The organism is Pseudomonas cedrina subsp. cedrina (genome assembly GCF_001983175.1).
GTDB lineage: Bacteria > Pseudomonadota > Gammaproteobacteria > Pseudomonadales > Pseudomonadaceae > Aquipseudomonas > Aquipseudomonas cedrina.
Genome location: NZ_MNPW01000001.1, coordinates 488,111 through 514,105 on the forward strand (window position 1 = coordinate 488,111; position 25,995 = coordinate 514,105).

A 25,995-nucleotide genomic window follows, 5' to 3' on the forward strand; every position below is an offset into this window, starting at 1 on the left:
TCAGTGCTCCACGACAGATAAGGTTTCAACGGTGGCGGCGTGGTACAGGCGCAAAGCCTCACGCACCTGACCGGCTTCTTCCAGGCCCAGTACCTGGCGGGCGATGACCCGGCAGTCGGCCAGGTTCAATTCACGCACGGTCGCCTTGATGGTGGGGATCAACGGCACGCTGACCGAGAGTTCATCCACCCCCAACCCGATCAACGCCGGTACCGCCAACGCCTCGGATGCCAACGCACCGCAGACGCCTACCCATTTGCCGTGGGCATGGGCGGCCTTGACGGTGGTGGCGATCAGCCGCAGCACCGCCGGGTGGAAGCTGTCGGCCTGGCTCGCCAGGCGCGGGTGGTCGCGGTCCATGGCCAGGGTGTATTGGGTCAGGTCGTTGGTGCCAATCGAGAAAAAATCCACATGGGGCGCGAAGACATCCGCCATCAACGCGGCAGACGGCACTTCAACCATGATGCCCAGCTTCGGCAACTCGGTGAGCCCGAGCGCCAGCGCCTCCTCTTCAAGCATTGCGCGCGCCAAGTGCAACTCCGACAGCAGGCTGACCATCGGCAACATGATATGCAGTCGCGCAAAACCGGCACTGGCAAGGATCGCGCGGAACTGTTCGCGCAGCAGTTGCGGGCGCTCCAGGCACAGGCGAATACCGCGCAGGCCGAGGAATGGGTTGGTCTCGGCGTCCATCGGCACATAGGCCAAGGGTTTGTCGCCACCGACATCCAGGGTGCGCACCACCAGGTTGCGCTCACCGCCCAGGGCGCAGGCGATTGCCGTGTAGGTCGCCGCTTGTTCGTCGGGGCTCGGCGCGCGGTTGCGGTCCAGGTAGAGAAACTCCGAACGCAACAGGCCGACGCCTGCGCCGCCAAGGCTCAACGACTGCTGCACTTCCTGCAACGAGGCAACGTTGGCGGTGACTTCAATGTGATGACCGTCGCGGGTGGTTGCCGGTAAGAACGCTTGCGCCACGTCGCGCTGGTGACGCAGCGCCTGTTGCTGGCGCGCCGCTTCCCGTTGCTCGATATCGGCCAGGTCCGGGTCCAGGTGCAACTCGCCTTTGTCGGCGTCCAGCAGCACCTGCTTGCCATTGGCCAAGTCCAGGACCTGGGCGGAAACCCCGCAAATAGCTGGCAGCCCGAGGGCGCGGGCCAGAATCGCGACGTGGCTGGTCGCGCCGCCGCCGACGGTGACAAACCCCAGCACCTTGCGTGTATCCAGGCCGGCGGTCTGCGAAGGCGTCAGTTGCTCGGCGATCAGTATCGCGCGCTCCGGCAAGTCCCAGGCACTGTCCGTAATACCCAGGATCAGTTTCAGCACGCGCTGGCCGACGTCAGCCAGGTCGGCCGCACGTTCGGCAAGCAACGCATTGCCCGAACCCTGGAACAGTTTGGCGGTGGCGACCGTGGCACGGTTCCAGGCAAAGGCGGCACTCTTGCCTTCCGCCAGCAGGCCATGGGCCTGGTCCAGCAAGGTCGGGTCTTCGAGCAATTGCTGGTGGGCACGGAAAATGTCCGCCTGGGCACCGCCAGCAGCCTTGTCTTGCAAGGCCTGCAGCGCTTCAGTTGCAGTCCGCAGGCCCCGCGCCAACGCGGCACGTTCAAACGCTTCGCCGGCCCCCGCTTCAGTGATATCCAGCTCGGGTTCGGTCACTTGAACGACCTGACCAAAGGCCGAACCCGGCGATGCACACACGCCGCGCAGCAACGTCGTCGACAACACCGTTGCGACCGGCTCCGCCGTGCGCGCCACCGCCTCGCCACAGCCGTCAGCCAACAAGGCAGCCAGCACGTTGATCGCCGCCTCGGCGTCTTCCCCCGCCGCACTCACTTGCAAGGAATCGCCCTGCACGGTTTGCAGCGCCATGATCGCCACCAGCGACTTGGCGTTGGCGCTCTGGGTTTGCTTGTGCAGGTAAATACTCGCCGTGAACCCCTTCGCCGCCTGGGCGAACACCCCCGCCGGGCGCGCGTGCAATCCGTTGGCGTTGGGCAGGGTCACAGGCCTGGAGAACAGCGCATCGCCCTCCTCTTCGTCCAGCGCTTCAACGGACAGTGCTGGGGATAACTGCATCAGTGGCTGACCGGTTTCTACAAGGTCAGTTGCCAGTACGGTAAACGGCTCGCCACTGACCACCAGCATCAGGGTCAGCAGGCTGCGCGCGTTGAGCGCCACGTAGTCGGCATCGAATTCGACCAGCGCTTGCCCGGCTTCCACCCGCTGGCCTTCCTGCACCCGCCGGGTGAAGCCCTGGCCCGCCAGGTTCACGGTGTCCAGGCCGATATGCAACAGCACCTGAACGCCGTTGTCGGCGGTGATGCTGAGCGCATGGCCACTATCCTGGATATTGCTGATCACCCCGGCCAGCGGCGCGCAGAGGGTCTGCGAGGTGGGGTCGATGCACAGGCCGTCACCGATCAGACGGCTGGAGAACACCGGGTCGGGCACCTTATCCAGCGCCAGCAGCACACCGGATAGAGGCGCCAGCAGTTCCAGGGGTTGAGTTGCGGTCATGGCTTCACCTGCTGTCTTGTTTTGTAAAAATCACTGGTCGGGGGACAAAGGCTTGATCCAGAGCGCCGCACCTGTGGGAGCTGGCTTGCCTGCGATAGCATCACCTCGGTACCACTGGGATACCGAGTCGCCTGCATCGCGGGCAAGCCCAGCTCCCACATAAGCGCGTCCACATTGGGCCCGGTTATTTCCACCAGTACTCGACTTGCACACCCACATTCGACCCATGCCGCGCCGTGCCGTAGGAGCCGGTGTCGGACAACGCCGACCCCGCCGCCAACTCATTCGCCGCGCGCTTGGCCGCTTCGTTCCAGGTCGCATAGGTGTAGTACAAGCGCACTTCCGGCCGCGCCCAGAATTCCGGGCCTTTGGGCGACCAGGTCGGGGCGAAGGTGAATTTGCTCAACTTGCGCGTGCCGCCGGTGGCGTCGACTTGGTCATGCCCAAGCTCGGCGACCAGTTTGAGCTGCTCGCTGATGGCATACGCCGGGCGCACACCAAGGGACATCCAAGTCTGGTCCCGACTGCCCGGACGAATGTCTTTCTGGTACACCGCCTCCACTTGCCCACCAAACCGCGGCGTCACCTGCCAGTCAAAAAACTCCACGGCGCGGTAACTTTTGCTGCTGCGCTCCAGGAAGGTATTGCCGGTGTAACCCAGACCGGTGCCGGGGCCTTCGCCGTACTGCAAGGCGAACTTGTTCTTGCCGCCGAGGAAGGGCTTTTGCTCATGCTGCGCGGTGAGTGCCCAGCCGCTGTTGGTGTCGCGTCCACCGGCTTTTTCGATGTAGCTCAAGCCCAGTTCCAACTCACCGCCGGGGTTGGTCTTGAAGCCCGCGACGTTGAAATCGTGACGGGTGGCGTATTCCTTCTGGTACAGGTTGTCCTTGCGGGAAATGGCATAGCTGTACTTGAGGTCGCCGATCAGCACATCCTCAATACCGCCGCCGGTGGCGCTCTGGTTCCAGTAGTAGAAGTCGGAGATGTGGATGTCGTTGCGTTTGTAGTAACGCCGCCCGGCCCACAGAGAGCCGCCATTGAGGCTGGGCAGGTTGGACCACTGCGCATACATCTGCGGCATGCGCGCGGCACCGTTGTTCTCGCCCTGAAACTTCAACTGGCGGTCGTACTTGTTATAGAGCGACGCCATGGCGTCGACGCTGAGCACCGAGCCGTCGTCGAAGGTCAGCAGGTCCTGGCGCAGTTCCAGCTCGCCGTACTGCTCGCATTCGTTGCCCAAACGGTATTTGGTTTGCGCCCCCGGCAGTTGGAAACACTGCTGCGGGCCGCTGCCGGTTGAAGTCCCCACACCGCTGCGCAAATACCCCGAAAATTCCAGGGCCTGAGCGCCCAACGGCAGGCTCAGGCAAGACGCAACGAGGCCCAGCTTTATTGTTGTTTTCATAAAGCACTCCGATTTTTTATTATGTTTTTCAAAGCGCCCCGTGCTCCCACACGGGGTTACAGCAGGTCTCAATCCTTGAGGTGCAGCACAAAGGATTCGTAAGGGCGCAGCGCCACCGTGCCCGTACGCACCGGGCAGTCGGGGTAGTTGCTGATCAGCAGGCGTTGCTCGCTTGCCGGGTTGATGACGCTGTGCGGCAGATGGATTTCACAGGGCGTGCCGTAGAAATTATTGAGCACCAGCAGGCGCTCGCCGTGACCTTCGCGCAGGTACGCCCAGACCTGCAGATGGTCCTGCAGCAGTGGCCGATAAACGCCTTCCTGGATCAGCGGTTCATGGCGGCGCAAGGCAATCAACGCGCGGTAGTGATACAGCACTGAATCCGGGTCATCCCGTTGCTGTTCGACGTTGATACTCGAGGCATTGGCCGCAATGCCGATCCAGGGTTCGCCGGTGCTGAAACCAGCGTTGGCCCCGGCATTCCACTGCATCGGCGTTCGCCCGTTGTCCCGCGACTTCTGCATGATCGCCGCCATGCTCGAGGCCTCGGATTCGCCCGCATCGCGCTTGAGGCGAAAGATGTTCAGGGTCTCCACATCGCGGTATTGCTCGATCCTGTCAAAGCCCGGATTGGTCATACCCAGCTCTTCGCCCTGGTATACAAACGGCGTGCCCTGGAGGAAGTGCAACGCGGTGGCGAGCATCTTGGCCGAGACCACGCGATGCTCACCGTCATTGCCGAAGCGCGAAACCACCCGCGGTTGGTCGTGGTTACACCAGAACAGCGCGTTCCAGCCGCCACCGGCTTGCATGCCCATTTGCCAGTCGGAGAAGATCCGCTTGAGTTGCAGGAAGTCGAAGTCGGCCTTCACCCATTTCTGCAGGTTCGGGTAGTCGACTTTCAAGTGATGAAAGTTGAAGGTCATCGACAGCTCTTTCGACGCCGGATTGGAGTAGCGGATGCAGTGCTCAAGGCGCGTGGACGACATCTCGCCGACGTTGATCAGGTCGTGGCCTTCGAAGACTTCGCGGTGCATCTCCTGCAGGTACGCATGCACGTTGGGGCCATCGGTGTAGAAACGGCGGCCGTCGCTGTTGTCTTCGGGGAAATCGGCGGGCTTGGAGATCAGGTTGATCACGTCCAGGCGGAAGCCGCCCACGCCCTTGTCGCGCCAGAAGCGCATCAGCTTGAACACCTCGGCGCGCACCTTGGGGTTGTCCCAATTGAGGTCGGCCTGGGTGTGGTCGAACAGGTGCAGGAAGTACTGGCCGGTTTGCGCCTCGTATTCCCAGGCCGAGCCGCCGAACTTGGACTTCCAGTTGTTCGGCTGGTCGCGCCAGATGTAAAAGTCGCGGTACGGGTTGTCGAGGCTGCTGCGCGCTTGCTGGAACCACTCGTGCTCAATGGACGTGTGGTTGACCACGATGTCGAGCATCAGCCTGATGCCACGCTTGGCCGCTTCGCTGATCAGCAGGTCGCAGTCGGCCATGGTCCCGTAGCTCGGGTCGATGGCGTAGTAGTCGCTGATGTCATAGCCGTTGTCGCGCTGCGGCGAGCGCAGGAACGGGGTGATCCACAGGCAATCCACGCCCAGCCATTGCAGGTAGTCGAGCTTGTCCACGATGCCCAGCAGGTCACCGGTGGCGTTACCCGCGTGGCTGTGGAAGCTTTTGGGGTAGATCTGGTAGATCACCGAATGTTGCCAGTTTTGCATGGGGGTTCCTTCAATAATTGTGTGCTGGCCTTGAGGGCCTCATCGCAGGCAAGCCAGCTCCCACACTTGAATGTGTTCACAAATCCAGGTGGGAGTCGGGCTTGCCCGCGATGGCGATCTATCAAGCGACGCGATAACCCGGCCGAACAATCTTCATGCTCAACCCACAGGTCAAAACAAACGGCACCACCATCGCGATGACCATGCCGATCACAAACACCGCGATGGATTGCGGCACGATCGAAATAAACCCAGGCAAGCCCCCGACGCCGATGGCCGACGCCTGCACCTTGTTCAGCGACAGGAAAACGCTGCCCAACGCCGAGCCAATCAGCGCCGCATAAAAGGGGAACTTGAAGCGCAGGTTCACCCCGAACATCGCCGGCTCCGTAATGCCGAAATACGCCGAGATCGCCGAAGTCGAGGCCATGCTTTTGTCCCGCGCATTGCGGCTGGTGTAGAACACCGCCAGCGCCGCGCTGCCCTGGGCCAGGTTGGACATGACGATCATCGGCCAGATAAAGGTGCCGCCCTGGGTCGAAATAAGCTGCAGGTCCACGGCAAGAAACATGTGATGCATGCCGGTGATCACCAGCGGCGCATAGAGCAGGCCGAACAGCGCCCCGCCGACCATCGGCGCCAGGTCAAACAGCGTGACCATGCCTTCAGTGATCAGGATGCCGAGGTGACGGGTCACCGGGCCGATGATCGCCAGGGCCAGTACACCGCTGACGACGATGGTGGTGATCGGCACGACAAGCAGTTGGATCGCGTTGGGCACCCTGGCCCGCAGCCATTTCTCGATCACGCTCATCACATAGGCCGCCATCAGGATCGGCAGGATCTGCCCCTGATAGCCGACCTTTTCGATCTGGAACCAGCCGAAAATATCGAAGTACGGCAGGCTCTGTCCGTCGAGGCCGGCCACGGCCTTGCCGTAGTTCCAGGCATTGAGCAGATCGGGGTGCACCAGCATCAGGCCCAGCACGATGCCGAGGATTTCACTGCCGCCAAAACGCTTGGCCGCCGACCACCCCACCAGCGCCGGCAGGAACACGAACGAGGTGTTGGCCATCAGGTTGATCAGGCTCCACAGGCCGTCCAGGTTTGGGTAGGCCTCCAGCAGCGTCAGGCCCTCGATGAACATGCCCTTGGCGCCCATCAGGTTGTTCACGCCCATCAACAGGCCGGCAATGATCAACGCGGGCAGGATCGGCATGAACACATCGGAAAACACCCGCACCAGCCGCTGCATGGCGTTGGTCTTATCGGCGCCTTTCTTCTTCACGTCGGCTATGGTGGCGGCGGCGAGGCCGGTCTGCTCGCGCAGGGCAGCGTAGACCTTTTCCACTTCGCCGGGGCCGATCACCACCTGGAACAGGCCGCCGGTAAAGAACGAACCCTTGACCAGGTCGACCTGGTTCAACGCGCTGCCATTGACCCGGCTCGGGTCCTTGAGCGCCAGGCGCAGGCGTGTCACGCAATGGGCAGCTTGCTCAACGTTGTCGCGGCCCCCGAGGTGCTCGAGGACCTCGCGGGCGATAGTCGGATAGTCGTGGCTCATGCTTGGTTTCCACTTTGATTTTTTTATTGGGGGCAGTCATTGGCAGCACGCCGAAAGCAAAAGTACTCGTACAGACGAGTTAAAGCAACAACTCGTCTGTACGAGTTACACATTGTTTAATTTTGCAGGCCGTCGAACCGCTGCAAGCCGCATGAATCAAAGGGTCTAATGGACAAACTTGCACGGTGCCACTAAGGTTCCTGCCTTGACCGCGCAGTACACCTTCATCACGCCGGGCACAGAGCCAACGCCATGAGCAAATACAACCAGATCTATACGGATCTGCTTGCCAGCATCACCACCGAACGCCTGCAACGTGGCACGCGCCTTCCCTCCGAAACCGAACTGATGGACAGCTACCAGGCCAGCCGCGGTACCGTGCGCCGCGCCATCGAGCAGTTGCAGGAGCGCGGCTTTGCGCAAAAGATCCACGGTAAGGGCACCTTCGTGTTGTCACCCAACCCGATTGAGTTCCAACTGGGCGGCATCGTCAGCTTCCACGAAACCCACGCCGACCTGGGCGACGACGTACACACCGAAGTGGTCGAATTCACCCAGTTGCCGCTCGAAGGCGCACTGCTGCAACACATCGAAGCCGAACCCGGCGCTCTGATCACGCGCATCAAGCGCGTGCGGCGTATCGGCGGCAAACGCGTGATCCTCGACATCAACCACTTCGTCGCCGACGTGATTCCCGGCCTGGACCGCGTGATTGCCGAACAATCGATCTACGCGTTTATCGAGCAGACCCTGCAATTGCAGATCAGCTACGCCCAGCGCACCATCGAAGCCCTGCCCCGCAGCAAGGACGACCAGGCACACCTGGACCTTGACGGGCAAAGCCATGTGATTGTGGTGAGTAACCAGACGTTCTTGCAGGATGGGCGGCAGTTCGAGTACACCGAGTCGCGGCATACATTGGATAAGTTTTACTTCTCGGATGTTGCACGGCGGTGAGGTCTGCGCGCTGGGTGAAGGGGCAAACGGCCATTAGCCGCTTTTGCTTCGGTTTTTTACCCAAAAAAATGCCAGTCGGCATCACTGACTGGCATTGGCTAACCCCCCTTGCTGTGCGGTCGGTCTGTGGCGGCAGCTCTTTTTGGAGCGCCCATGGTTTTTGCGTTGAGTAGTTACTTCCTCTGTCGTCGAACACTGACCGGCGTCTACAAAGCCTCGATAGTAATGGTCAGCGCGCTTCTCATCGCCTGCCAGTCGCCGCGCGAGGCACTGCAACAACTGGCTGACGAACACGGCCGACAGTTGGAGGTCCTGCCGGGGCATGCCTTCCCGCTCCTCATACTTGCGCCACGCACTGCAGAAAGGACGACGCGCCTGCGTGTCTACCTGGAAGGCGATGGCCATGCGTGGGCGACGGCCACCCAACCCAGCCTGGATCCGAGCCCGCACAATCTGTTAGTGCCCCGACTGGCGGTCGATGATCCAACACCGAATGCCTACCTGGCACGTCCCTGCCAGTTCCTGATGACCGCAGCCTGCCAACCAGCACTCTGGACCCATCGACGATTTTCCCAGGAAGTGGTCACCCGCCTCAGCCAGGGGCTGGACGAATTAAAAGGGCAATATGGCAACAGCGAATTCGAACTGGTGGGGTATTCAGGCGGAGCCGCTCTCGCCTTATTGTTGGCGGCGCAGCGCAGTGATGTTACCCAGGTACAAACCCTTGCCGGCAATCTCAGTCCGCGCCTGTGGGCGACGATGAAAGGGCTGTCGCCACTCGACGGTTCACTGGATCCGCTGGACTATCGTGATCGACTCGTCTTGATACCCCAGCGTCATATGATCGGGGAAGAGGACCTGATTATTCCAGCTGGTTTAGCTGCCAGCTACCAACAGGCGCTGGGCTCGCCCCTCTCCCAATGCGTCCATGTACCCGGAGCAGGCCATGACAGCGGGTGGGAAGCGGTGTGGAGCCGGTGGGTTAAAACGCCGCTGGCGCATGAGCGATCTGAAATCAACGGCGCGCCGGTCCGTTCAAAAACACCCGGGTGCCCTCCCCCGTAGAAAAAATGGGTATCCACTTTGAGGGCTTGCGAACATCTGTAGTGAGCGGGCTTGTCCCGCGCTGGGCTGCGAAGCAGCCCCAAACCAAGCGACCTGGATTCATCTGATACTCGGCGGGAGTCTCTAATGGAGGCGGCTTCGCCACCCAGCGCGGGACAAGCCCGCTCACTACAAAGTTGTGTAGAAACCTATCCCCTTAGTGCTTCACCAGGCGCGACCGCAACGCCACCCCTAAGTTCCGATTATTGCTGGATAACCCAATAAGGACTCAAAAAATAGCTGGAGCGTCGCATTTTTTGGCTGATTTTATGTCATTGGTCATTTTTATGATGAATTGCCCTACAAGCATCGTGTAAATTTCGGCGCGCTTGAATCAGCATTTCACTGACAAGCTGGCAGGGAAGCCAAAAAAAGACGCTGACGCGTAGGTAGTTCCCTGTCAGTTTTCTGCCCTGTAAGGATACTGCCATGAACATTTCCCACCTGCGCCGCTCGTTGTTGGCCCTGTCCGTCGCAACTGCCACTACCGCCGTGCATGCCGCCCCCGTGCCCGACCTCAACTACGACTTGAGCACAGGGGCATACCTCAGCTCCGGCGATGTCTTCAATAACGCTACCTTCACCGGCACGTCGCAAAACTCAGGTGTAGAGCTGCGCAATGTGACCCTGGCGGGCAACCTGGTCAACCAGGGCAAAATAAACCTGACGGCCGCGAACCCTACAGACTTTCCGTCCGGTATCGCCATGACCCTCAATTCCAACGTCGCTGGTGACCTGGTAAATAATGGCGACATTACGGTGAGCGGCAACTCCGTCGTCGGGTTGGATGTATATCTGGCGACCATCGCGGGTGAAGTGAACAACAACGGCAACATCACTGTGACTGGCGACAAAGCCGAAGGCATGCTGATCACCTCGACCCAGGCGCGCGTCAATAACTCGGGCACTATCACCGCGCGCGGCATCGACTCTATGGGTATCGATATCGAGGAAGCCCGCTTTACCGGTCAGATGACAGGCGCTCCCTTCACGAGCGATGTCAACAACAGCGGGACTATCTCCGCCGAAGGCATCGGTATCCGCTTTCGCAGTCTCGACACCTCCGGCGGTTCCAGCCTCTTTTCCATCAGGCAGACAGGCGGCCTGATCGAAGGCGGCACGGCAGCCATTTCGGCGGACGACAATTCCTCCCCTTCGTATTTCTACTGGCAAGGGGGGCAAGTAAAGGGTGATGTGCTGGGCCTGAGTGGTGTGCTGGTGCAAGGGGATGCGATGTTCGATGGCTCGACCATCCGCGCCGGTTTCGTCGATATCGACGGCGGCCGCCTGACGCTGCTTCGTCCGCAGACGACGATTGTGGGCGACCTCGACATGGACAGCGCCACTGCGCGCCTGCGCCTGCTGCTGGACAACAACACACTGCCCAACGCGCCGATCCTGAAAGTCACCGGCAATACCTACTTCTCTGCAGGCAGCCAGATCGAACTGCAGGCTCGTTCCGACGACTTCCGCACGCCAGCCCAGGGCACCCGCTACACCCTCATCAATTCCGGCACTTGGGAAGACCCGCAGAACCTGTCCGTGGTGTCCTCCTCGGCGCTGCTTGAGGTGAGGAACTTCGGCATCGAAGGCCAGGACGTGAAAGCACTGGTTGCCACCCGCAGCGATGAGGTAATCACACAGGACCTGCTGGGTGCGCGTGGTTCGCGCAACGCGGTGAACGCCATCAAGCCGTTCAAAAACACGGTCCTCGGCCAGATGGACGAAAGCGACCCGGTGTTCCAGCGTTTCGCCAACGCCGCCACCAGCGAAGACCTGGCCAAACTTGCCGAAACCCTGACTCCGGATGTCAGCCGTGGGGCGATCAACGCCGCCACCAACAGCCAAAACCTGGTCGCAAGTGCCATCAACCGCCGCGCCAGCAAGGCGCGTAGCGGCCTCTCCTCGGGTGACGTCCTGGCAGAACAAGGGGTATGGCTGCAAGCGCTGTCCAGCAATGCCAACCAGGACAGCCGCCACGGCATCGACGGCTATGACGCCAACACCAACGGCATCGCCGTGGGTGCCGATGGCAAGCTCAACACCGACACCACCGTGGGCCTGGCTTACAGCTACCTGACCAGCGACGTCAAATCCGACCTGGGCAACAAGACCGACGTCAGCGGCCATGCACTGACCCTGTACGGCAACTGGGCCCGTGACAACTTCTTCGTCGACACCTCGCTGATGTATGGCTGGAATGACAACGAGTCCAAACGCTACATCGCCGGCACCCGCGCCAAGGGCAACTACGACAGTGAAATCTTCGGCGTCAACGCACTGGCAGGCTACACCTTCCAGCTCGACAAGCAGTGGCTGCTGGAACCACAGGTCGGTGCGCGCTATGCCAACGTATCGATTGATTCGTACCGTGAAAAAGGCAGCTCGGCCGCCCTCAACGTCGGCAAGCAGCGCTATGAAACCGGCGAAATGGGCCTGGGCGCCCGTCTGGCGGCCGCTTTTGACGTAGGCGCGGGCAGCCTGGAACCCGAAGCCAAGCTGATGGCCTGGCACGATTTCATCGGCGACAAGGCCAGCACCACCTCCACCTTCGTACTCGGCGGCACCCCGTTCACCACCACAGGCGCAACACCCGCGCGCGACAGCTATGAGCTGGGACTGGGCGCGAACTACCGCGTGGGCGCGTGGACCGTGGGCGGTATGTACAACTACCTGACCAGCAGTGGTTTCGACGCGGACACCTTTACTGCGAATGTGCGTTACGATTTCTGATACGTCTTCGCCTAAAACAACAAAACCCGCCAAGGCGGGTTTTGTTATTTGAAGCGATCTCTTACCTATAGAACAGGTTGTTGAAGATCATTCCCACTCAATCGTCGCCGGCGGCTTGCTCGACACGTCATAAGTAACGCGCGAGATACCCTCAATCTCATTGATGATCCGCCCGCTGACCGTCTCCAGCAGTTCATACGGCAGATGCGCCCAACGCGCTGTCATGAAGTCGATGGTTTCCACCGCACGCAACGCCACAACCCACGCGTAACGACGGCCGTCACCCACAACGCCCACCGATTTCACCGGCTGGAACACTACGAAGGCCTGGCTGACCTTGTGGTACCAGTCGGCCTTGCGCAGTTCTTCGATGAAGATGTGGTCGGCGCGACGCAGCAGGTCGGCGTATTCCTTTTTCACTTCACCGAGGATGCGCACACCCAGACCCGGGCCCGGGAAGGGGTGGCGGTAGACCATGTCGTACGGCAGGCCGAGTTCCAGGCCCAGACGGCGGACTTCGTCCTTGAACAGTTCGCGCAGCGGTTCGACCAGCTTGAGGTTCATTTCCTCGGGCAAGCCGCCCACGTTGTGGTGGGACTTGATCACGTGGGCCTTGCCGCTCTTGGCGCCGGCCGATTCGATCACGTCGGGGTAGATGGTGCCTTGGGCTAGGTACTTGATGTTGTCCAGGTGTTTGGCCTGGGCATCGAATACGTCGATGAAGGTACGGCCGATGATCTTGCGCTTCTTCTCCGGGTCGGACTCGCCGGCCAGGTTGTCGAGGAACTGCTCTTCGGCGTTGGCGCGGATCACCTTGACGCCCATGTTCTCGGCGAACATGGCCATCACTTGCTCGCCTTCGTGCAGGCGCAGCAGGCCGTTGTCGACGAAGACGCAGGTCAGCTGGTCGCCGATGGCTTTGTGCAGCAGCGCGGCGACCACGGAGGAGTCGACGCCGCCGGACAGGCCGAGCAGCACGTTGTCGGTACCGACCTGGGCGCGGACGTTGGCGATGGCGTCTTCAGCGATTTTCGACGGGGTCCACAGGGCTTCACATTCGCAGATGTCGAGGATGAAGCGCGACAGGATGCGCCCGCCTTGCTTGGTGTGGGTCACTTCCGGGTGGAACTGCACGCCGTAGTAACGGCGCTCGTCGCTGAACATGCCGGCGATCGGGCAGCTCGGGGTGCTGGCCAGGATGTGGAAGTCCTGCGGCATCTTGGTGACCTTGTCACCGTGGCTCATCCACACGTCGAGGCCGAACAGGCCGTCGGCGTCGATGTGGTCTTCGATGCCGTCCAGCAGGCGGCTCTTGCCGACCACGTCGACACGGGCGTAACCGAATTCACGCAGTTCGGAACCTTCAACCTTGCCGCCCAGTTGTTCAGCCATGGTCTGCATGCCGTAGCAGATGCCGAAGACCGGCACGCCGAGGTCGAATACCGCTTGCGGGCAACGCGGGCTGTCGGCTTCGTGCACGGACTCGGGGCCACCGGCGAGGATGACGCCTTTGGGCGCGAATTCGCGAATCGCTTCGTCATCCATGTCGAACGGGTGCAGCTCGCAGTACACGCCGATTTCGCGCACGCGGCGGGCGATCAGTTGGGTGTACTGGGAACCGAAATCGAGGATCAGGATGCGGTGGGCGTGAATGTCGAGGGCCATGAAGTCAGTCTCGTCTAATGAATCAGAAACAACTCGGGGCTGAAAGAACAGCCCCGGTTACTTAACGTTTTGCTGGAAGCTTCAACCTACGCGGTAGTTTGGCGCTTCCTTGGTGATCTGCACGTCGTGGACATGGGATTCAGCCATGCCGGCGCCGGTGATCCGTACGAACTCTGGCTTGGTGCGCATTTCTTCGATGTCGGCGCTGCCGGTGTAGCCCATCGAGGAACGCAGGCCGCCCATCAGTTGGTGGATGATCGCGCTCAGGGTGCCCTTGTAGGGCACACGGCCTTCGATGCCTTCCGGGACGAGCTTCTCGGCGCCTGCCGAGGAGTCCTGGAAGTAACGGTCCGAAGAACCTTGCGCCTGGGACATCGCGCCCAGCGAACCCATGCCGCGGTAAGCCTTGTAGGAACGGCCCTGGAACAGTTCGATCTCGCCTGGCGCCTCTTCGGTACCGGCGAACATCGAGCCCATCATCACGCAGGAAGCACCGGCCACGATGGCCTTGGACAGGTCACCGGAGAAACGGATGCCGCCGTCGGCGATCAACGGCACGCCGGTGCCTTCAAGGGCTGCGGCGACGTTGGCGATGGCGCTGATTTGCGGCACGCCCACGCCGGCGACGATCCGCGTGGTGCAGATCGAGCCAGGGCCGATACCGACCTTGACCGCATCCGCGCCAGCTTCGGCCAGGGCCTTGGCGGCGGCGCCGGTGGCGATGTTGCCGCCGATCACTTGTACGTCAGGGAAGTTCTGCTTGACCCAGCGCACGCGGTCGATCACGCCTTTGGAATGACCGTGGGCGGTGTCGACCACCACCACGTCAACACCGGCAGCGACCAGGGCCGAAACGCGGTCGCCGGTGTCTTTGCCGGTACCGACGGCGGCGCCGACGCGCAGACGACCTTGGTCATCCTTGCTGGCCAGCGGGTAAGCCTTGGCTTTTTCGATGTCGTTGACGGTCATCATGCCCTTGAGCGCGAATTTGTCATCGACGATCAGCACGCGCTCGATGCGGTGCTTGTGCAGCAGCTCGCGCACATCGTTCTTGTCGGCGCCTTCCTTGACCGTGACCAGGCGCTCTTTAGGCGTCATCACTTCGCGGACGGTGACTTCAAGACGGTTCTCGAAACGCACGTCACGGGAGGTGACGATGCCGACCAGGTCGCCATCGTGCAGTACCGGAACGCCGGAGATATTGTGCAGGCGGGTCAATTCGAACAGGTCGCGTACGGTGGCGTCGGCTTCGATGGTGATTGGATCTTTCACCACACCGGCTTCGTAACGCTTGACCTTGCGCACTTCGGCAGCTTGCTGCTCGATGGTCATGTTCTTGTGGATGATGCCGATGCCGCCTTCCTGGGCCATGGCGATGGCCAGACGGGCTTCGGTGACGGTGTCCATGGCAGCGGAAACCAGGGGAATATTCAGCTCGATGCCACGGGTTAGGCGGGTCTTGAGACTGACTTCGTTAGGGAGCACCTCGGAATAACCGGGCACTAGGAGAATGTCGTCGAATGTCAGAGCTTCTTGGCTGATACGCAGCATCGCGGGGGCTCCCGAGCGGGAAAATGGAAGCGCGTCATTATACTCAGACACCCCTCAGGCCTCAATGTAAAACTCTGACATATTTGGGAATAGTGATAGATGGAGAAATCTGGCTCCACCTGATCGTTCCCGCGCTCTGCGTGGGAATGCATCCTGTGACGCTCCGCGTCAGGACTTTAAGGCGGGACGCAGAGCGTCCAAGGCGGCATTCCCACGCGGAGCGTGGGAACGATCACGGATAGGAGGGGTTACAGCTCGACTTTGACCCAGGCGATCTTCTGGTCCAGCCAGTCGGCAAATTCGTCGATAAAGCTCTGCTTGAACCCCGCCTCCGCCCAGTTGTTGAAGATAAATCCCAGGTTGGAAAACCCGCATTCCTGCAGGAACAGGAAGCCGTTGATGTCATCTTCATGCCCGCACAACGGGCAGGTGAAGTTGTCGGTGTGGCCGGGCATCCAGTCTTCCAGGCTGTCGAACAGCGCTTCGCCGACTTCTTTCAGGCATTCGGGGCAGCCGGCTTCTTCAAGAAAGCCCTTGGCGGGCGTGTAGATGCAGCGCTTGTAGATGATTTCCAGGCCATTGATCGGCTCGTTGAACGGCAACGCTTCGGGATGCAGCACCACCGCGCGGGCACCGTCGGCCAGGGCATAGCCCATGCGGTTGCCGGTGCGCCCGCAGGTGGTGAGTTCTTCCTTGACGATGTTCTTGCGCACCAACCAGCGCACGATCGCCCGGGCGCGGGGTTCGTGGACGGGCAAGGTGGAGATTTTCGGGACAAGGATGCTTTGGGAGTTCATGGGAGTCCTGCGGTGTGGCCACTGACGCCATCGCGGGCGAGCCCGGCTCCCACATTGGAATGGGATCAACTGTGGGAGCCGGGCTTGCCCGCGATAGGGCCTTGAAGGCTGGCAGCTTAATCCCTGAAAAAATCAGGTCAAGCACTCAAGTACCGCCCGATCAACGCAATCCCGCTCGCCAGCACCAACCAGGTCACCACCCTTACAAACGCCTCACGGGACATCCGCATCGTCAGCCCGCGCCCGCACCACAACCCCAGCGCCATCGCCGGCAACAGACAAACCGCCAGCATCAACAAGGGCAGATCCGCATACACCCCGGCGATAAGGAACAGGCTCAGGCGCACCACCGTGCTGCAACTGATCAGCGCACTCTGGGTGGCCCGCGCCGCGTCCTTGGGCAGACGGCTGTTCAGGTAGAGCGCATATAAAAAGCCGCCGCTGCCGAACAATGCGCCAAACAAGCCGCCGACCGTGCCCATGGGAATCGACCAGCCCGCCGCCAACTGCGTGGGCCGCGCCTTTACCGCCAGGCTGTAGATCGCGTAGGCGCTGATAAACAGGCCCATCAGCAACAGCAGCAGGTCCGAATGCAGGTTGAGCAGGAACACCACGCCCAATGTGCAGCCTATGGCCATGCACGGCAGTAATCGCAGCAGTTCCGCTTTGTTCACGTCCCGCCGCGATTGCAGCAGGTTGCCGAACGCCGCCACAAAATCCAGCAGCACCAGCAGCGGGATGATTTTCGACAGCGGCATGAACAGGATCAGCAGTGGTCCCGCCACCAAGGCGGTACCGAAGCCGGCGATGCCAAACACGATGTACGCCACGACAATGCCCAGGCCGATAATCAGCCAGTCCACACCGCCAAACGACCACTGACTCATCAGCTCAACCGGGCTCATTGGGCAATTCCTTATTCGAGAGCGCTTCACTTTAGCCAATGGCGAGTGATGCGACTAATATCTTCAAAGCCCTCGACCTATCTTGAAAAGGCATGACGCGTGATTTCCACCCGCCAACTGCGTTACTTCGTTGAAATCGTCGACAGCGGCAGCTTCAGTGCCGCCGCCGAACGCCTGTTCGTGGCGCAATCGGCCTTGAGTCGGCAGATCAAGGCCATGGAAACCCAACTGCAGACCGCACTGTTCGAACGCACCGCGCGCCAACCCCGGCTCACGGCGGCGGGTGAAGCGTTCTACCCGCGAGCACGCAACCTGCTGAGTGAGTTGCTCAAGGCGGGTGAAATGGCGACCCAAGTGGGCAACGGCGAACGGGGCACGCTGCGCCTGAGCCATTCGAGCACGGTGCCGATGAGCGGCCCGCTGCTGCAAGGCATCAGCACTTGGCTGGAGCGCAGCCCCGGGGTGTCGATGGATATCGCCAAGCTGTCCTCCGAAGCGCAGTTGGAAGACATCGCCGACGGCCGCCTGGACGTTGGGCTGCTGCGCCTGCCCGTGTTGCGTCAGCGTGACGGCGTGCGTGTGGTGCCTTTGTACAGCGAGCCGTTATGGCTGGCGGTGCCGCCCAACCATCCCTTGGTGGGCAGCAACACGCCAGTAGAATTGGCGCAGCTCAAGGACGAAGCGTTTATCTCCATTCCTCATCCCCAGCGCGGCGGCCTGAGTTATCTGTCAGCCGAGTTGTGCATGCGCGCGGGATTTTTTCCCAAGGCCGCGCGGGTAATGTCACGCAAGACCACCCAGCTGCAGCTGATCCAGGCCGGCTTCGGTATTGCCTTGTTACCAAAATCCATGCAGGACATTGCCCCGGCCAACCTGCATTTTTTGCCCCTGGCCGACCCGGACTGCCTCAGCACCGTGGCCCTGGCCTGCGCGCAGGCGCCGAGCGCGCTGGTGGAGCAGTTCTGTCAAACCTTGCACGAATGCCTATAAACTGCCGTCCATGATTAAAGATCCCTTTGCCCGACTGGGCCTGGACCGCGAAGTCCTGACTGTCAGCCAACTCAACGGCCGCGCGCGGGTGTTGCTCGAAGACGTGTTCACCAATATCTGGGTCGAAGGCGAGATCTCCAACCTCGCCCGCCCGGCTTCTGGCCACGTGTATTTCACCCTCAAGGACAGCGGCGCCCAGGTGCGTTGTGCACTGTTTCGCAACAATGCCGCGCGGGTACGCCAGGCGTTGAAGGACGGCCTGGCGGTAAAAGTGCGCGGCAAGGTCTCGCTGTTCGAAGGCCGTGGCGATTACCAACTGATCCTCGACACCGTGGAGCCGGCCGGTGACGGTGCGTTGCGCCTGGCTTTCGATGCGTTGAAGGAAAAGCTCAGCGCCGAAGGCCTGTTCAGCGCCGAGCGCAAGGTGCCGCTGCCGGCGCATCCTCGGCGCATTGGCATTATCAGTTCGCCGACCGGCGCGGTGATCCGCGACATCATCAGCGTGTTCCGCCGCCGTGCACCCAACATCGAACTGACGCTGATCCCCACCGCCGTGCAAGGTCGCGAAGCCATCACGCAGATCGTCCGTGCGCTGAAACTCGCCGACGCCCGCGGCTTCGACGCGCTGATCCTGGCCCGTGGCGGCGGTTCGCTGGAAGACCTCTGGTGCTTCAACGAAGAGGCGGTGGCGCGCGCGGTGGACGCCTGCGTCACGCCCATCGTCAGCGCCGTCGGGCATGAAACCGATGTATCAATCAGCGACTTCGTGGCGGACGTGCGCGCCCCTACCCCCTCCGCCGCCGCTGAATTGCTGGCACCGGACGCCAGCCACCTGGTGCGCCAGGTCGAGAACCTGCACCGCCGCCTGGTAATGCTGATGCGTAACCGCCTGCGCCATGACCGCCTGCGCCTGGAAGGCATGGCCCGGCGCCTGCGCCACCCCGGCGAACGTCTGCGCCAGCAGGCCCAGCGCCTGGACGACCTGGACATGCGCCTGCGCCGCGCGTTCGAGCGTGGCCTCAACACCCGTCGCGAACGCCTGATCCGCCTGGAGACCCGCCTCGCCGGCCAACATCCGGGCCGTCAACTGGCCCTGCTGCGCCAGCGTCTGGACAGCCTCGCCGAACGCCTGCCCCGTGCCATGCGCGAAGGCCTCAAGGCGCGGCGCCTGCAATTGCAGAGCCAGATGCAGACGCTGCACGTGGTCAGCCCACTGGCAACCCTGGGCCGTGGCTACAGCATCTTGCTGGACGAGCGCGGCCAGGCGATTCGCAATGCAGCGCAAACCCACACCGGCCAGCGCCTGACCGCGCGCCTCGGTGAAGGCCAATTGCAAGTGCGGGTGGAAGACAACCACCTGACACCTGTCACCCTTTCATTATTGGATTGATTGATGCCACGTTTCTTTAGCCTGCTGATGTTGTTTTGCCTTGCCTTCAACGCCCACGCCGACAGCTACATCACCCGCACCTTGAACAAACCGGTGCCGGGTGGCGTGGCCGTGGTTGAACTAGGGCCTGCGGCAGCGGCGCCCAAAGCCACCTATCAGGGCAAGCCCGTCCTGGTGGTGAAGGAGGCGGACACCTGGCTGGCGATCGTCGGCATCCCATTGACGGTCAAGCCGGGCAACGAGCGCATCAGCAGCGGTGGGCGTACCTTGCCGTTTATCGTCGGTTACAAAAAGTACCCGGAGCAACGCATCACCCTGAAAAACAAAAGCCAGGTGAACCCCGACCCGGCGCAGCTCAAGCGCATCGAGTCGGAGCTGGCGGTGCAGATCAAGGCCTACCGCAGTTTCAGCCCGAACCTGCCGAGCAACCTGGTGCTCGACAAACCGGTGAACGGGCCGCTGTCGAGCAAGTTTGGCGTGCGACGGTTCTTCAACGGTGAAGAGCGTAATCCCCATTCGGGCCTGGACTTCGCCGTGCCCGCCGGCACGCCGATCAAGACCCCGGCGAACGGTAAAGTGATTCTGGTGGGCAACTATTTCTTCAATGGCAACACGGTATTTGTCGACCACGGCCAGGGCTTTATCAGCATGTTCTGTCACATGTCGACGATCGACGTGAAAGTGGGCCAGCAACTGGCGCGCGGCGCAGTGGTGGGCAAGGTCGGCTCGACGGGCCGCGCAACCGGACCGCACATGCACTGGAATGTCAGCCTGAACGATGCGCGGGTTGATCCGGCGATCTTTATTGGCGCGTTCCAGCCTTGATATAAAGGGGCGAGGCGACGGCCCTCATCGCGGGCAAGCCCGTCTCCCACAGGTGAGCGCATTCCAAGTGTGGGAGCTGGCTTGCCTGCGATGGCGCCAGGCCAGTCACCTCAATTGCGTAGCTGATAAACACAACGCAAATAAAGCGCAAAAAACCCAGATTTTTGGCAAAAATATCTCGATTCCTACACCAATAACAGAAGTTATCTCAATTTTTATCCGCAGCTTGCCATCTTTCACCCCGGCGGTTAGGGTTGAGCTTATGAAAACCTCTCACACCCTCATTCAGCTCCGCCAGCACCGCAGCCTGTGCCTAGTCAGCGCACGACTGCCAGGCTGAATCGATCTGCCTCGTCTCTAGAAAACATCCCAAAAACAGTTCTACGGCAGGCCGCCTTTTCTCGGCCCCTACAACAAAGGATTTCCCGATGAGCATGCTCAAAGACCCGTCTTCGAAGTACCGCGCGTTTCCGACCATTGATATCCCGGACCGCACCTGGCCTTCGAAAACCATCACCACCGCGCCGATCTGGTGCAGTTCCGACCTGCGTGATGGCAACCAGTCGCTGATCGAGCCGATGGACGCGGCGAAAAAGCTGCGCTTCTGGAAGACGCTGGTGGCTGTGGGCGTCAAGGAAATCGAAGCCTCGTTCCCGGCCGCGTCGCAAACCGATTTCGACTTCGTGCGCACCCTGATCGAAGACAACCACATCCCCGAGGACACCACCATCCAGGTGCTGACCCAGGGCCGTGAAGACTTGATTGCGCGCACCTTCGAATCCCTGCGCGGCGCCAAGAAAGCCATCGTGCATTTGTACAATGCCACTTCGCCGTCGTTCCGCCGCATTGTGTTCAACCAGGACAAGGACGGCATCAAGGCCATCGCGGTCAACGCCGCCAAGCTGTTCGTCAAATATGCCGCGCAGCAGCCGGAAACCCAGTGGACCTTCGAATATTCCCCCGAGACCTTCAGTGCCACTGAGCTGGAGTTCGCCAAGGAAGTCTGTGATGCGGTGATCGAGGTGTGGAACCCGACGCCCGAGCACAAGATGATCCTCAACCTGCCGGCCACGGTGGAATGCGCCACGCCGAATATCTATGCCGACCAGATCGAGTGGTTCGGTCGCCATATCAACCGCCGTGACAGCGTGATCATCAGCCTGCACACCCACAACGACCGTGGCACCGGCGTGGCCGCTACCGAGCTGGGCCTGATGGCCGGCGCCGACCGCGTCGAAGGCTGCCTGTTCGGCAACGGCGAGCGTACCGGTAACGTCGACCTGGTCACCGTGGCCTTGAACATGTACACCCAGGGCCTCGACCCGCAGCTGGACTTCTCCGACATCGACGGCGTGCGCAAGGTCGTCGAGGAGTGCAACCAGATCCAGGTGCACCCACGTCACCCCTATGTCGGCGACCTGGTGCACACCGCGTTCTCCGGCTCTCACCAGGACGCGATCCGCAAGGGCTTCTCCCAGCAGAAAGACGATGCGTTATGGGAAGTACCGTACCTGCCGATCGACCCCGCCGACATCGGCCGCAGCTACGAAGCGGTGATCCGCGTGAACAGCCAGTCGGGCAAGGGCGGCATCGCCTACCTGCTCGAGCAGGAATACGACATCAGCTTGCCGCGCCGTATGCAGATCGAATTCAGCCAGGTGGTGCAGGCCGAGACCGACCGCGTCGGCCTGGAAATGACCGCGCCGCAGATCTACGCCTTGCTGCAGCGTGAGTACCTGCAAGCCAACACCCCGTACGCGCTGGTCAGCCACCGCTTGCAGGAAGAGAACGGCAACAGCTTTGTCGAGGTGGAAGTCTCGGGCAAGGGCCAGGGCGAAACCAACCTGCACTGGAAAGGCAAAGGCAACGGCGCGCTGGAAGCATTGGTGGCGGGCTTGCCGATTGGTGTGGAGATCATGGATTACAACGAACATGCGATTGGTGCGGGTACCAACGCTAAAGCGGCGGCGTACATCGAGTTGCGCGTGAATGGCGAGCGTCCGGTGCATGGCGTGGGTATCGATGAAAACATCACGACCGCGAGCTTCAAGGCGCTGTTCAGTGCGCTGAACCGCTCGTTGAGCCAACAGGAAGCGAAAGCGGCGTAACGGGCTGCTCAAATGTGGAAAGGCCTCTGGGTGAGAACTCAGGGGCCTTTTTTGTTGGCTGGGCGGGCCTCTTCGCGAGCAAGCCCGCTCCCACATTTTGACCGTATTCCTACAGGATAAACACGGTCGAATGTGGGAGCGAGCTTGCTCGCGATAGCGGTCTGTTAGACAAACTGAAAGCTATCGGCATCCAGGTTCGCCGGGAACTTGGCGCGATACGCCGCCAATTCGCCCGCATCCAGGTTCACCAGAAACACCCCATCCGCCTCCCCCGCGCTCAGCAAGGTCTCACCCTGAAAATCCAGCACTTGGCTGTCGCCGGTATAAGCGAATCCCTTCCCATCCGTGCCGACCCGATTCACCGCCGCCACATAACACAAATTCTCGATGGCCCGCGCCGGCAATAAGCGGTTCCAGTGCAACCGCCGCGCACCCGGCCAGTTGGCGGTATACAGCAACAGGTCGGTGTCCTGGGCATCGCGGCTCCACACCGGGAAGCGCAGGTCGTAGCAAATCAACGGACGGATACGCCAGCCCTTCAACTCAAACTGTACCTGGCGCTCGCCGGGGGTGTAGTGGTCGTGCTCACCCGCCATGCGGAACAGGTGGCGCTTGTCGTAATGCAACACTTCGCCATCGGGACGCGCCCACAGCAAGCGATTGCGGTGGCTGCCGTCAGCGGCCTGGATGATCACGCTGCCGGTGATCACCGCGTTGTACTTCGCCGCCTGGGCCTGGAGCCAGTGATGGGTGGGACCGTTCTCTGGCTCGGCGAGGCTGGCCGACTCCATGGAAAAGCCAGTGGTGAACATCTCGGGCAGTACGATCAGGTCGGCGCCCCTGGCCTGCTCCAGCAGCCGCTCGAAATGTTCGAGGTTAGCCTGGCGGTCGTGCCAGGCCAGGGTGGTCTGCACCAGGGCGATATTCAGGTTGGGCAAAGCGGTCAAATCACGCATAGTTTTTCGGCTGCCTGGCGCAGCGTGTCCTCGCGTTTGGCAAAGCACAGGCGCACCAGGCGCTGGCCTTGGGGTGGGTTGCGGTAGAACACCGAGATGGGAATCGACGCCACGCCGTGCTCGCGCGTCATCCATTCGGACATGGCGACATCATCCAGGTCCGGACGAATCCGGGAATAATCCACCAGCTGAAAGTAAGTCCCCGCCGATGGGCTGAAGTTGAACCGCGACGGCGCCAGCAACTGGCAGAACAGGTCGCGCTTGGCCTGGTAGAACGCCGGCAGCGCAACCACATGCTGCGGGTGCTCGGCCATGAAGTCGGCCAGCGCGTACTGCAACGGCGTCACGCCACAGAAACTGACGTATTGATGCACTTTGCGCAGCTCGGCCGTGAGGGCCGGCGGCGCAACTACATAGCCAGTCTTCCAACCGGTGACGTGATAAGTCTTGCCGAACGAACTGACCACGAACGCACGCGGGTACAGCTCCTCATGGGCCAGTACGCTGACGTGGGACACGTCGTCAAACACCAGGTGTTCATACACTTCATCGCTTAGCAGATAAATATCGCGCCCGCGAATCAGCTCGGCCAGTTGGTCCAATTCCTCACGGCTGACCAGCGCGCCGCTGGGATTGTGCGGGCTATTGAGCACAATCATGCGCGTGCGCGGCGACAGCGCGGCCTTGATGCGCTCGAAATCCAGGCTGAAATCCTGCAAGTCCAGTTGCACATGCACGCAGCGCCCACCAGCCAGCTCTACCGAGGGCGCGTAGCTGTCGTAGCAAGGGTCGAAAATGATCACTTCGTCACCGTTGCGGACCACAGCCTGGATCGCGCAGAAAATGCCCTGGGTAGCGCCGGGCGTGATGGTGACTTCAAGGTCGGCATCGACGCTGACACCGTAGCTGCGGGCAATTTTCGCCGCCACCTGCTGGCGCAGCGCGGGCAAACCGCTCATCGGTGCGTATTGGTTATGGCCGCTGGCAACGTGTCGACCCACGGCGTCGAGCAAATCTTGAGGGCCATTGAAGTCGGGGAAACCCTGGGACAGGTTGATTGCGCCGGTTTCGGCCGCCAACTGCGACATGCTGGTGAAAATGGTCGTGCCGACGTTCGGCAGCTTGCTGGTGATCATGAAAGGCCCCTGCAGATGAGGCCCAAGTTTTAAGCTGCCTGCTGCATCGGGTCAAGGCGCAAACCATCGCGCACAAAAAAGGGCTCGCAATGAGCCCTTTTTTGGCAAGTCGATATCAGCGCTTGTCGCGGCGCTTTTTGTCGGCTTTCTTGTGATGCGTCATCATCCGGCGCTTTTTGTTGACCTGGCGGTCGGTAAGGCTGTTCTTGTTGCCTTCGTACGGGTTCTCGCCGCCCTTGAACTCGATGCGGATCGGCGTGCCGACCAGCTTCAAGACACGGCGGTAGGTGTTTTCCAGGTAGCGCACATAGGACTTGGGCACCTTCTCGATCTGGTTACCATGGATCACGATAATCGGCGGGTTGGCACCACCCAGGTGGGCGTAACGCAATTTGATCCGGCGGTTGTTGACCATCGGCGGCGCGTGCTCGCCCACCGCGTCTTCCAGGATCTGGGTGAGGCGGTTGGTCGGCCAGCGCGTGACCGCGGACTTGAACGAGTTCTGTACCGAGGCGTAAAGGTTGCCCACGCCGGTGCCGTGCAGCGCCGAGATGAAGTGGATATCGGCGAACTCGACGAAGAACAGGCGACGCTGCAGCTCGATCTTGACGAAATCGCGCTCGCTGGGCGTCATGCCGTCCCACTTGTTGATCGCGATTACCAGGGCGCGACCGGCTTCCAGGGCGAAGCCCAGCAGGTTCAGGTCGTGGTCCACCACGCCTTCGCGGGCGTCCATCACGAAGATCACCACGTTGGCGTCTTTGATCGCTTGCAGGGTTTTGACCACGGAGAATTTTTCAACTTCTTCGTGGATCTTGCCGCGCTTGCGCACACCAGCGGTGTCGATCAGCGTGTACTTCTCGTCGTTGCGCTCGAACGGGATGTAGATGCTGTCGCGGGTGGTGCCGGGTTCGTCATAGACGATTACCCGGTCTTCACCGAGCATACGGTTGACCAGGGTCGACTTGCCGACGTTAGGACGGCCGATGATGGCGATCTTGATACCGTCTTTTTCGCTCGGGCCAGGAATGCGCTTGGCTTCCTCACCTTCGGCGACGATCTCTTCCTCACCCTCTTCTTCCTCATCATCATCCTTGGGAAAGGTGCTGAGGGCAATTTCCAGCATCTGCGTGATGCCGCGACCGTGGGCGCCGGCAACCGGGATCGCGTCGCCCAGGCCCATCGGGCTGAATTCGGCGCGGGCCGCCTCAGGATCGATGTTGTCGATCTTGTTCGCGACCAGGTAGGAACGCTTGTTGCGCTTGCGCAAATGCTCGCCAATCATCTGGTCGGCGGCGGTGTAGCCCGCACGGGCGTCCACCAGGAACAACACGACATCGGCTTCTTCAATGGCCAGCAGCGACTGCTCGGCCATTTTTTCGTCCATGCCATGTTCGTCACCGGAAATACCACCGGTGTCGACAATAATGTAGGAGCGCCCCTGCCACTTTGCCTCACCGTATTGGCGATCACGGGTCAGACCGGACAAGTCGCCGACGATGGCGTCGCGAGTCCTGGTCAGGCGGTTGAACAAGGTGGACTTGCCGACGTTAGGTCGGCCCACCAGGGCGATTACGGGAACCATGCGGCTCTCCACTTCGTTATTTCAGAAAATACAAAAGCCGCTGCAGGGCAGCGGCTGGTGCTCGACTGTAGGAGCGAGCTTGCTCGCGAAGA

General features: G+C 61.2%; 18 protein-coding genes. 7 read left to right on the top strand and 11 right to left on the bottom strand.

Annotated elements, in window-relative coordinates; all coding sequences use genetic code 11:
- The 4 genes from ptsP to treP all read right to left on the bottom strand — a co-directional run bounded on the left by ptsP (window position 1) and on the right by treP (window position 7,201).
- Window positions 1-2,517: a phosphoenolpyruvate--protein phosphotransferase gene (ptsP, locus tag BLL36_RS02320; protein WP_076949854.1), complete on the bottom strand. Its 2,517-nt coding sequence runs from the start codon at window positions 2,515-2,517 to the stop codon at window positions 1-3.
- A gap of 184 nt (window positions 2,518-2,701) precedes the next feature.
- On the bottom strand, window positions 2,702-3,922 hold the full coding sequence (locus BLL36_RS02325; protein WP_076949855.1) for a maltoporin: 1,221 nt from the start codon (window positions 3,920-3,922) through the stop codon (window positions 2,702-2,704).
- A 68-nt stretch (window positions 3,923-3,990) separates the two neighbouring features.
- Window positions 3,991-5,637 carry an alpha,alpha-phosphotrehalase gene (gene treC, locus BLL36_RS02330; protein ID WP_076949856.1) on the bottom strand — a complete coding sequence of 549 codons (1,647 nt, stop codon included), beginning with the start codon at window positions 5,635-5,637 and terminating at the stop codon, window positions 3,991-3,993.
- Between the two features lie 121 nt (window positions 5,638-5,758).
- Window positions 5,759-7,201, bottom strand: a complete 1,443-nt coding sequence (treP, locus tag BLL36_RS02335; protein WP_076949857.1) for a PTS system trehalose-specific EIIBC component — start codon at window positions 7,199-7,201, stop codon at window positions 5,759-5,761.
- Window positions 7,202-7,453: 252 nt separating this feature from the next.
- Here treP and treR point away from each other — a divergent pair, with 252 nt between their 5' ends.
- From treR to BLL36_RS02350, 3 genes are all read left to right on the top strand, one after another.
- Window positions 7,454-8,158 (top strand): trehalose operon repressor, encoded by a 705-nt coding sequence (treR, locus tag BLL36_RS02340; RefSeq protein WP_076949858.1) that lies wholly within the window; start codon window positions 7,454-7,456, stop codon window positions 8,156-8,158.
- A gap of 225 nt (window positions 8,159-8,383) precedes the next feature.
- Window positions 8,384-9,223, top strand: coding sequence for an alpha/beta hydrolase (locus tag BLL36_RS02345; protein WP_076949994.1), 840 nt, complete (start codon window positions 8,384-8,386; stop codon window positions 9,221-9,223).
- Between the two features lie 468 nt (window positions 9,224-9,691).
- Window positions 9,692-11,995, top strand: a complete 2,304-nt coding sequence (locus BLL36_RS02350; RefSeq protein WP_076949859.1) for an autotransporter family protein — start codon at window positions 9,692-9,694, stop codon at window positions 11,993-11,995.
- A gap of 87 nt (window positions 11,996-12,082) precedes the next feature.
- Here BLL36_RS02350 and guaA read toward each other — a convergent pair whose 3' ends face one another.
- The 4 genes from guaA to BLL36_RS02370 form a co-directional block, all read right to left on the bottom strand.
- Entirely contained in the window at window positions 12,083-13,660 is a 1,578-nt protein-coding gene (guaA, locus tag BLL36_RS02355) for a glutamine-hydrolyzing GMP synthase (protein ID WP_076949860.1), read from the bottom strand.
- Window positions 13,661-13,741: 81 nt separating this feature from the next.
- Window positions 13,742-15,211 (bottom strand): IMP dehydrogenase, encoded by a 1,470-nt coding sequence (gene guaB, locus BLL36_RS02360; RefSeq protein ID WP_015885726.1) that lies wholly within the window; start codon window positions 15,209-15,211, stop codon window positions 13,742-13,744.
- A 248-nt stretch (window positions 15,212-15,459) separates the two neighbouring features.
- The gene (locus BLL36_RS02365) at window positions 15,460-16,008 is read right to left on the bottom strand and encodes a sugar ABC transporter ATPase (RefSeq protein ID WP_076949861.1); all 549 of its coding nucleotides are present in this window, start codon (window positions 16,006-16,008) and stop codon (window positions 15,460-15,462) included.
- Window positions 16,009-16,145: 137 nt separating this feature from the next.
- Window positions 16,146-16,913: a sulfite exporter TauE/SafE family protein gene (locus BLL36_RS02370; RefSeq protein WP_076949862.1), complete on the bottom strand. Its 768-nt coding sequence runs from the start codon at window positions 16,911-16,913 to the stop codon at window positions 16,146-16,148.
- 99 nt (window positions 16,914-17,012) lie between these two features.
- Between BLL36_RS02370 and BLL36_RS02375 the strand changes: the two genes are divergently transcribed.
- The 4 genes from BLL36_RS02375 to leuA all read left to right on the top strand — a co-directional run bounded on the left by BLL36_RS02375 (window position 17,013) and on the right by leuA (window position 22,226).
- Window positions 17,013-17,903, top strand: a complete 891-nt coding sequence (locus BLL36_RS02375; protein WP_076949863.1) for a LysR family transcriptional regulator — start codon at window positions 17,013-17,015, stop codon at window positions 17,901-17,903.
- Between the two features lie 10 nt (window positions 17,904-17,913).
- Entirely contained in the window at window positions 17,914-19,293 is a 1,380-nt protein-coding gene (gene xseA / locus BLL36_RS02380) for an exodeoxyribonuclease VII large subunit (protein ID WP_076949864.1), read from the top strand.
- 3 nt (window positions 19,294-19,296) lie between these two features.
- Window positions 19,297-20,118, top strand: a complete 822-nt coding sequence (locus tag BLL36_RS02385) for a M23 family metallopeptidase (RefSeq protein WP_076949865.1) — start codon at window positions 19,297-19,299, stop codon at window positions 20,116-20,118.
- 428 nt (window positions 20,119-20,546) lie between these two features.
- The gene (gene leuA / locus BLL36_RS02395; protein ID WP_076949866.1) at window positions 20,547-22,226 is read left to right on the top strand and encodes a 2-isopropylmalate synthase; all 1,680 of its coding nucleotides are present in this window, start codon (window positions 20,547-20,549) and stop codon (window positions 22,224-22,226) included.
- 164 nt (window positions 22,227-22,390) lie between these two features.
- On the opposite strand, the gene BLL36_RS02400 is transcribed toward leuA, so the two are convergent.
- From BLL36_RS02400 to der, 3 genes are all read right to left on the bottom strand, one after another.
- Window positions 22,391-23,182, bottom strand: coding sequence for an amidohydrolase (locus tag BLL36_RS02400; protein WP_076949867.1), 792 nt, complete (start codon window positions 23,180-23,182; stop codon window positions 22,391-22,393).
- Entirely contained in the window at window positions 23,170-24,318 is a 1,149-nt protein-coding gene (locus BLL36_RS02405) for a pyridoxal phosphate-dependent aminotransferase (RefSeq protein ID WP_076949868.1), read from the bottom strand. Before BLL36_RS02405 ends, BLL36_RS02400 begins: the two co-directional genes overlap by 13 nt.
- Window positions 24,319-24,433: 115 nt before the next feature.
- Window positions 24,434-25,903, bottom strand: a complete 1,470-nt coding sequence (der, locus tag BLL36_RS02410; RefSeq protein ID WP_076949869.1) for a ribosome biogenesis GTPase Der — start codon at window positions 25,901-25,903, stop codon at window positions 24,434-24,436.
- Window positions 25,904-25,995 lie beyond the last annotated feature (92 nt).

Excerpts from the sequence above, each read along its gene's own strand:
- ptsP (WP_076949854.1), bottom strand. The coding sequence starts at position 2,517 with ATGACCGCAACTCAACCCCTGGAACTGCTGGCGCCTCTATCCGGTGTG.
- xseA (WP_076949864.1), top strand. The coding sequence starts at position 17,914 with ATGATTAAAGATCCCTTTGCCCGACTGGGCCTGGACCGCGAAGTCCTG.
- BLL36_RS02370 (WP_076949862.1), bottom strand. The coding sequence starts at position 16,913 with ATGAGCCCGGTTGAGCTGATGAGTCAGTGGTCGTTTGGCGGTGTGGAC.
- BLL36_RS02325 (WP_076949855.1), bottom strand. The coding sequence starts at position 3,922 with ATGAAAACAACAATAAAGCTGGGCCTCGTTGCGTCTTGCCTGAGCCTG.
- treR (WP_076949858.1), top strand. The coding sequence starts at position 7,454 with ATGAGCAAATACAACCAGATCTATACGGATCTGCTTGCCAGCATCACC.
- treC (WP_076949856.1), bottom strand. The coding sequence starts at position 5,637 with ATGCAAAACTGGCAACATTCGGTGATCTACCAGATCTACCCCAAAAGC.
- BLL36_RS02350 (WP_076949859.1), top strand. The coding sequence starts at position 9,692 with ATGAACATTTCCCACCTGCGCCGCTCGTTGTTGGCCCTGTCCGTCGCA.
- leuA (WP_076949866.1), top strand. The coding sequence starts at position 20,547 with ATGAGCATGCTCAAAGACCCGTCTTCGAAGTACCGCGCGTTTCCGACC.
- BLL36_RS02365 (WP_076949861.1), bottom strand. The coding sequence starts at position 16,008 with ATGAACTCCCAAAGCATCCTTGTCCCGAAAATCTCCACCTTGCCCGTC.
- BLL36_RS02345 (WP_076949994.1), top strand. The coding sequence starts at position 8,384 with ATGGTCAGCGCGCTTCTCATCGCCTGCCAGTCGCCGCGCGAGGCACTG.
- guaB (WP_015885726.1), bottom strand. The coding sequence starts at position 15,211 with ATGCTGCGTATCAGCCAAGAAGCTCTGACATTCGACGACATTCTCCTA.
- treP (WP_076949857.1), bottom strand. The coding sequence starts at position 7,201 with ATGAGCCACGACTATCCGACTATCGCCCGCGAGGTCCTCGAGCACCTC.
- der (WP_076949869.1), bottom strand. The coding sequence starts at position 25,903 with ATGGTTCCCGTAATCGCCCTGGTGGGCCGACCTAACGTCGGCAAGTCC.
- BLL36_RS02400 (WP_076949867.1), bottom strand. The coding sequence starts at position 23,182 with ATGCGTGATTTGACCGCTTTGCCCAACCTGAATATCGCCCTGGTGCAG.
- guaA (WP_076949860.1), bottom strand. The coding sequence starts at position 13,660 with ATGGCCCTCGACATTCACGCCCACCGCATCCTGATCCTCGATTTCGGT.
- BLL36_RS02405 (WP_076949868.1), bottom strand. The coding sequence starts at position 24,318 with ATGATCACCAGCAAGCTGCCGAACGTCGGCACGACCATTTTCACCAGC.
- BLL36_RS02385 (WP_076949865.1), top strand. The coding sequence starts at position 19,297 with ATGCCACGTTTCTTTAGCCTGCTGATGTTGTTTTGCCTTGCCTTCAAC.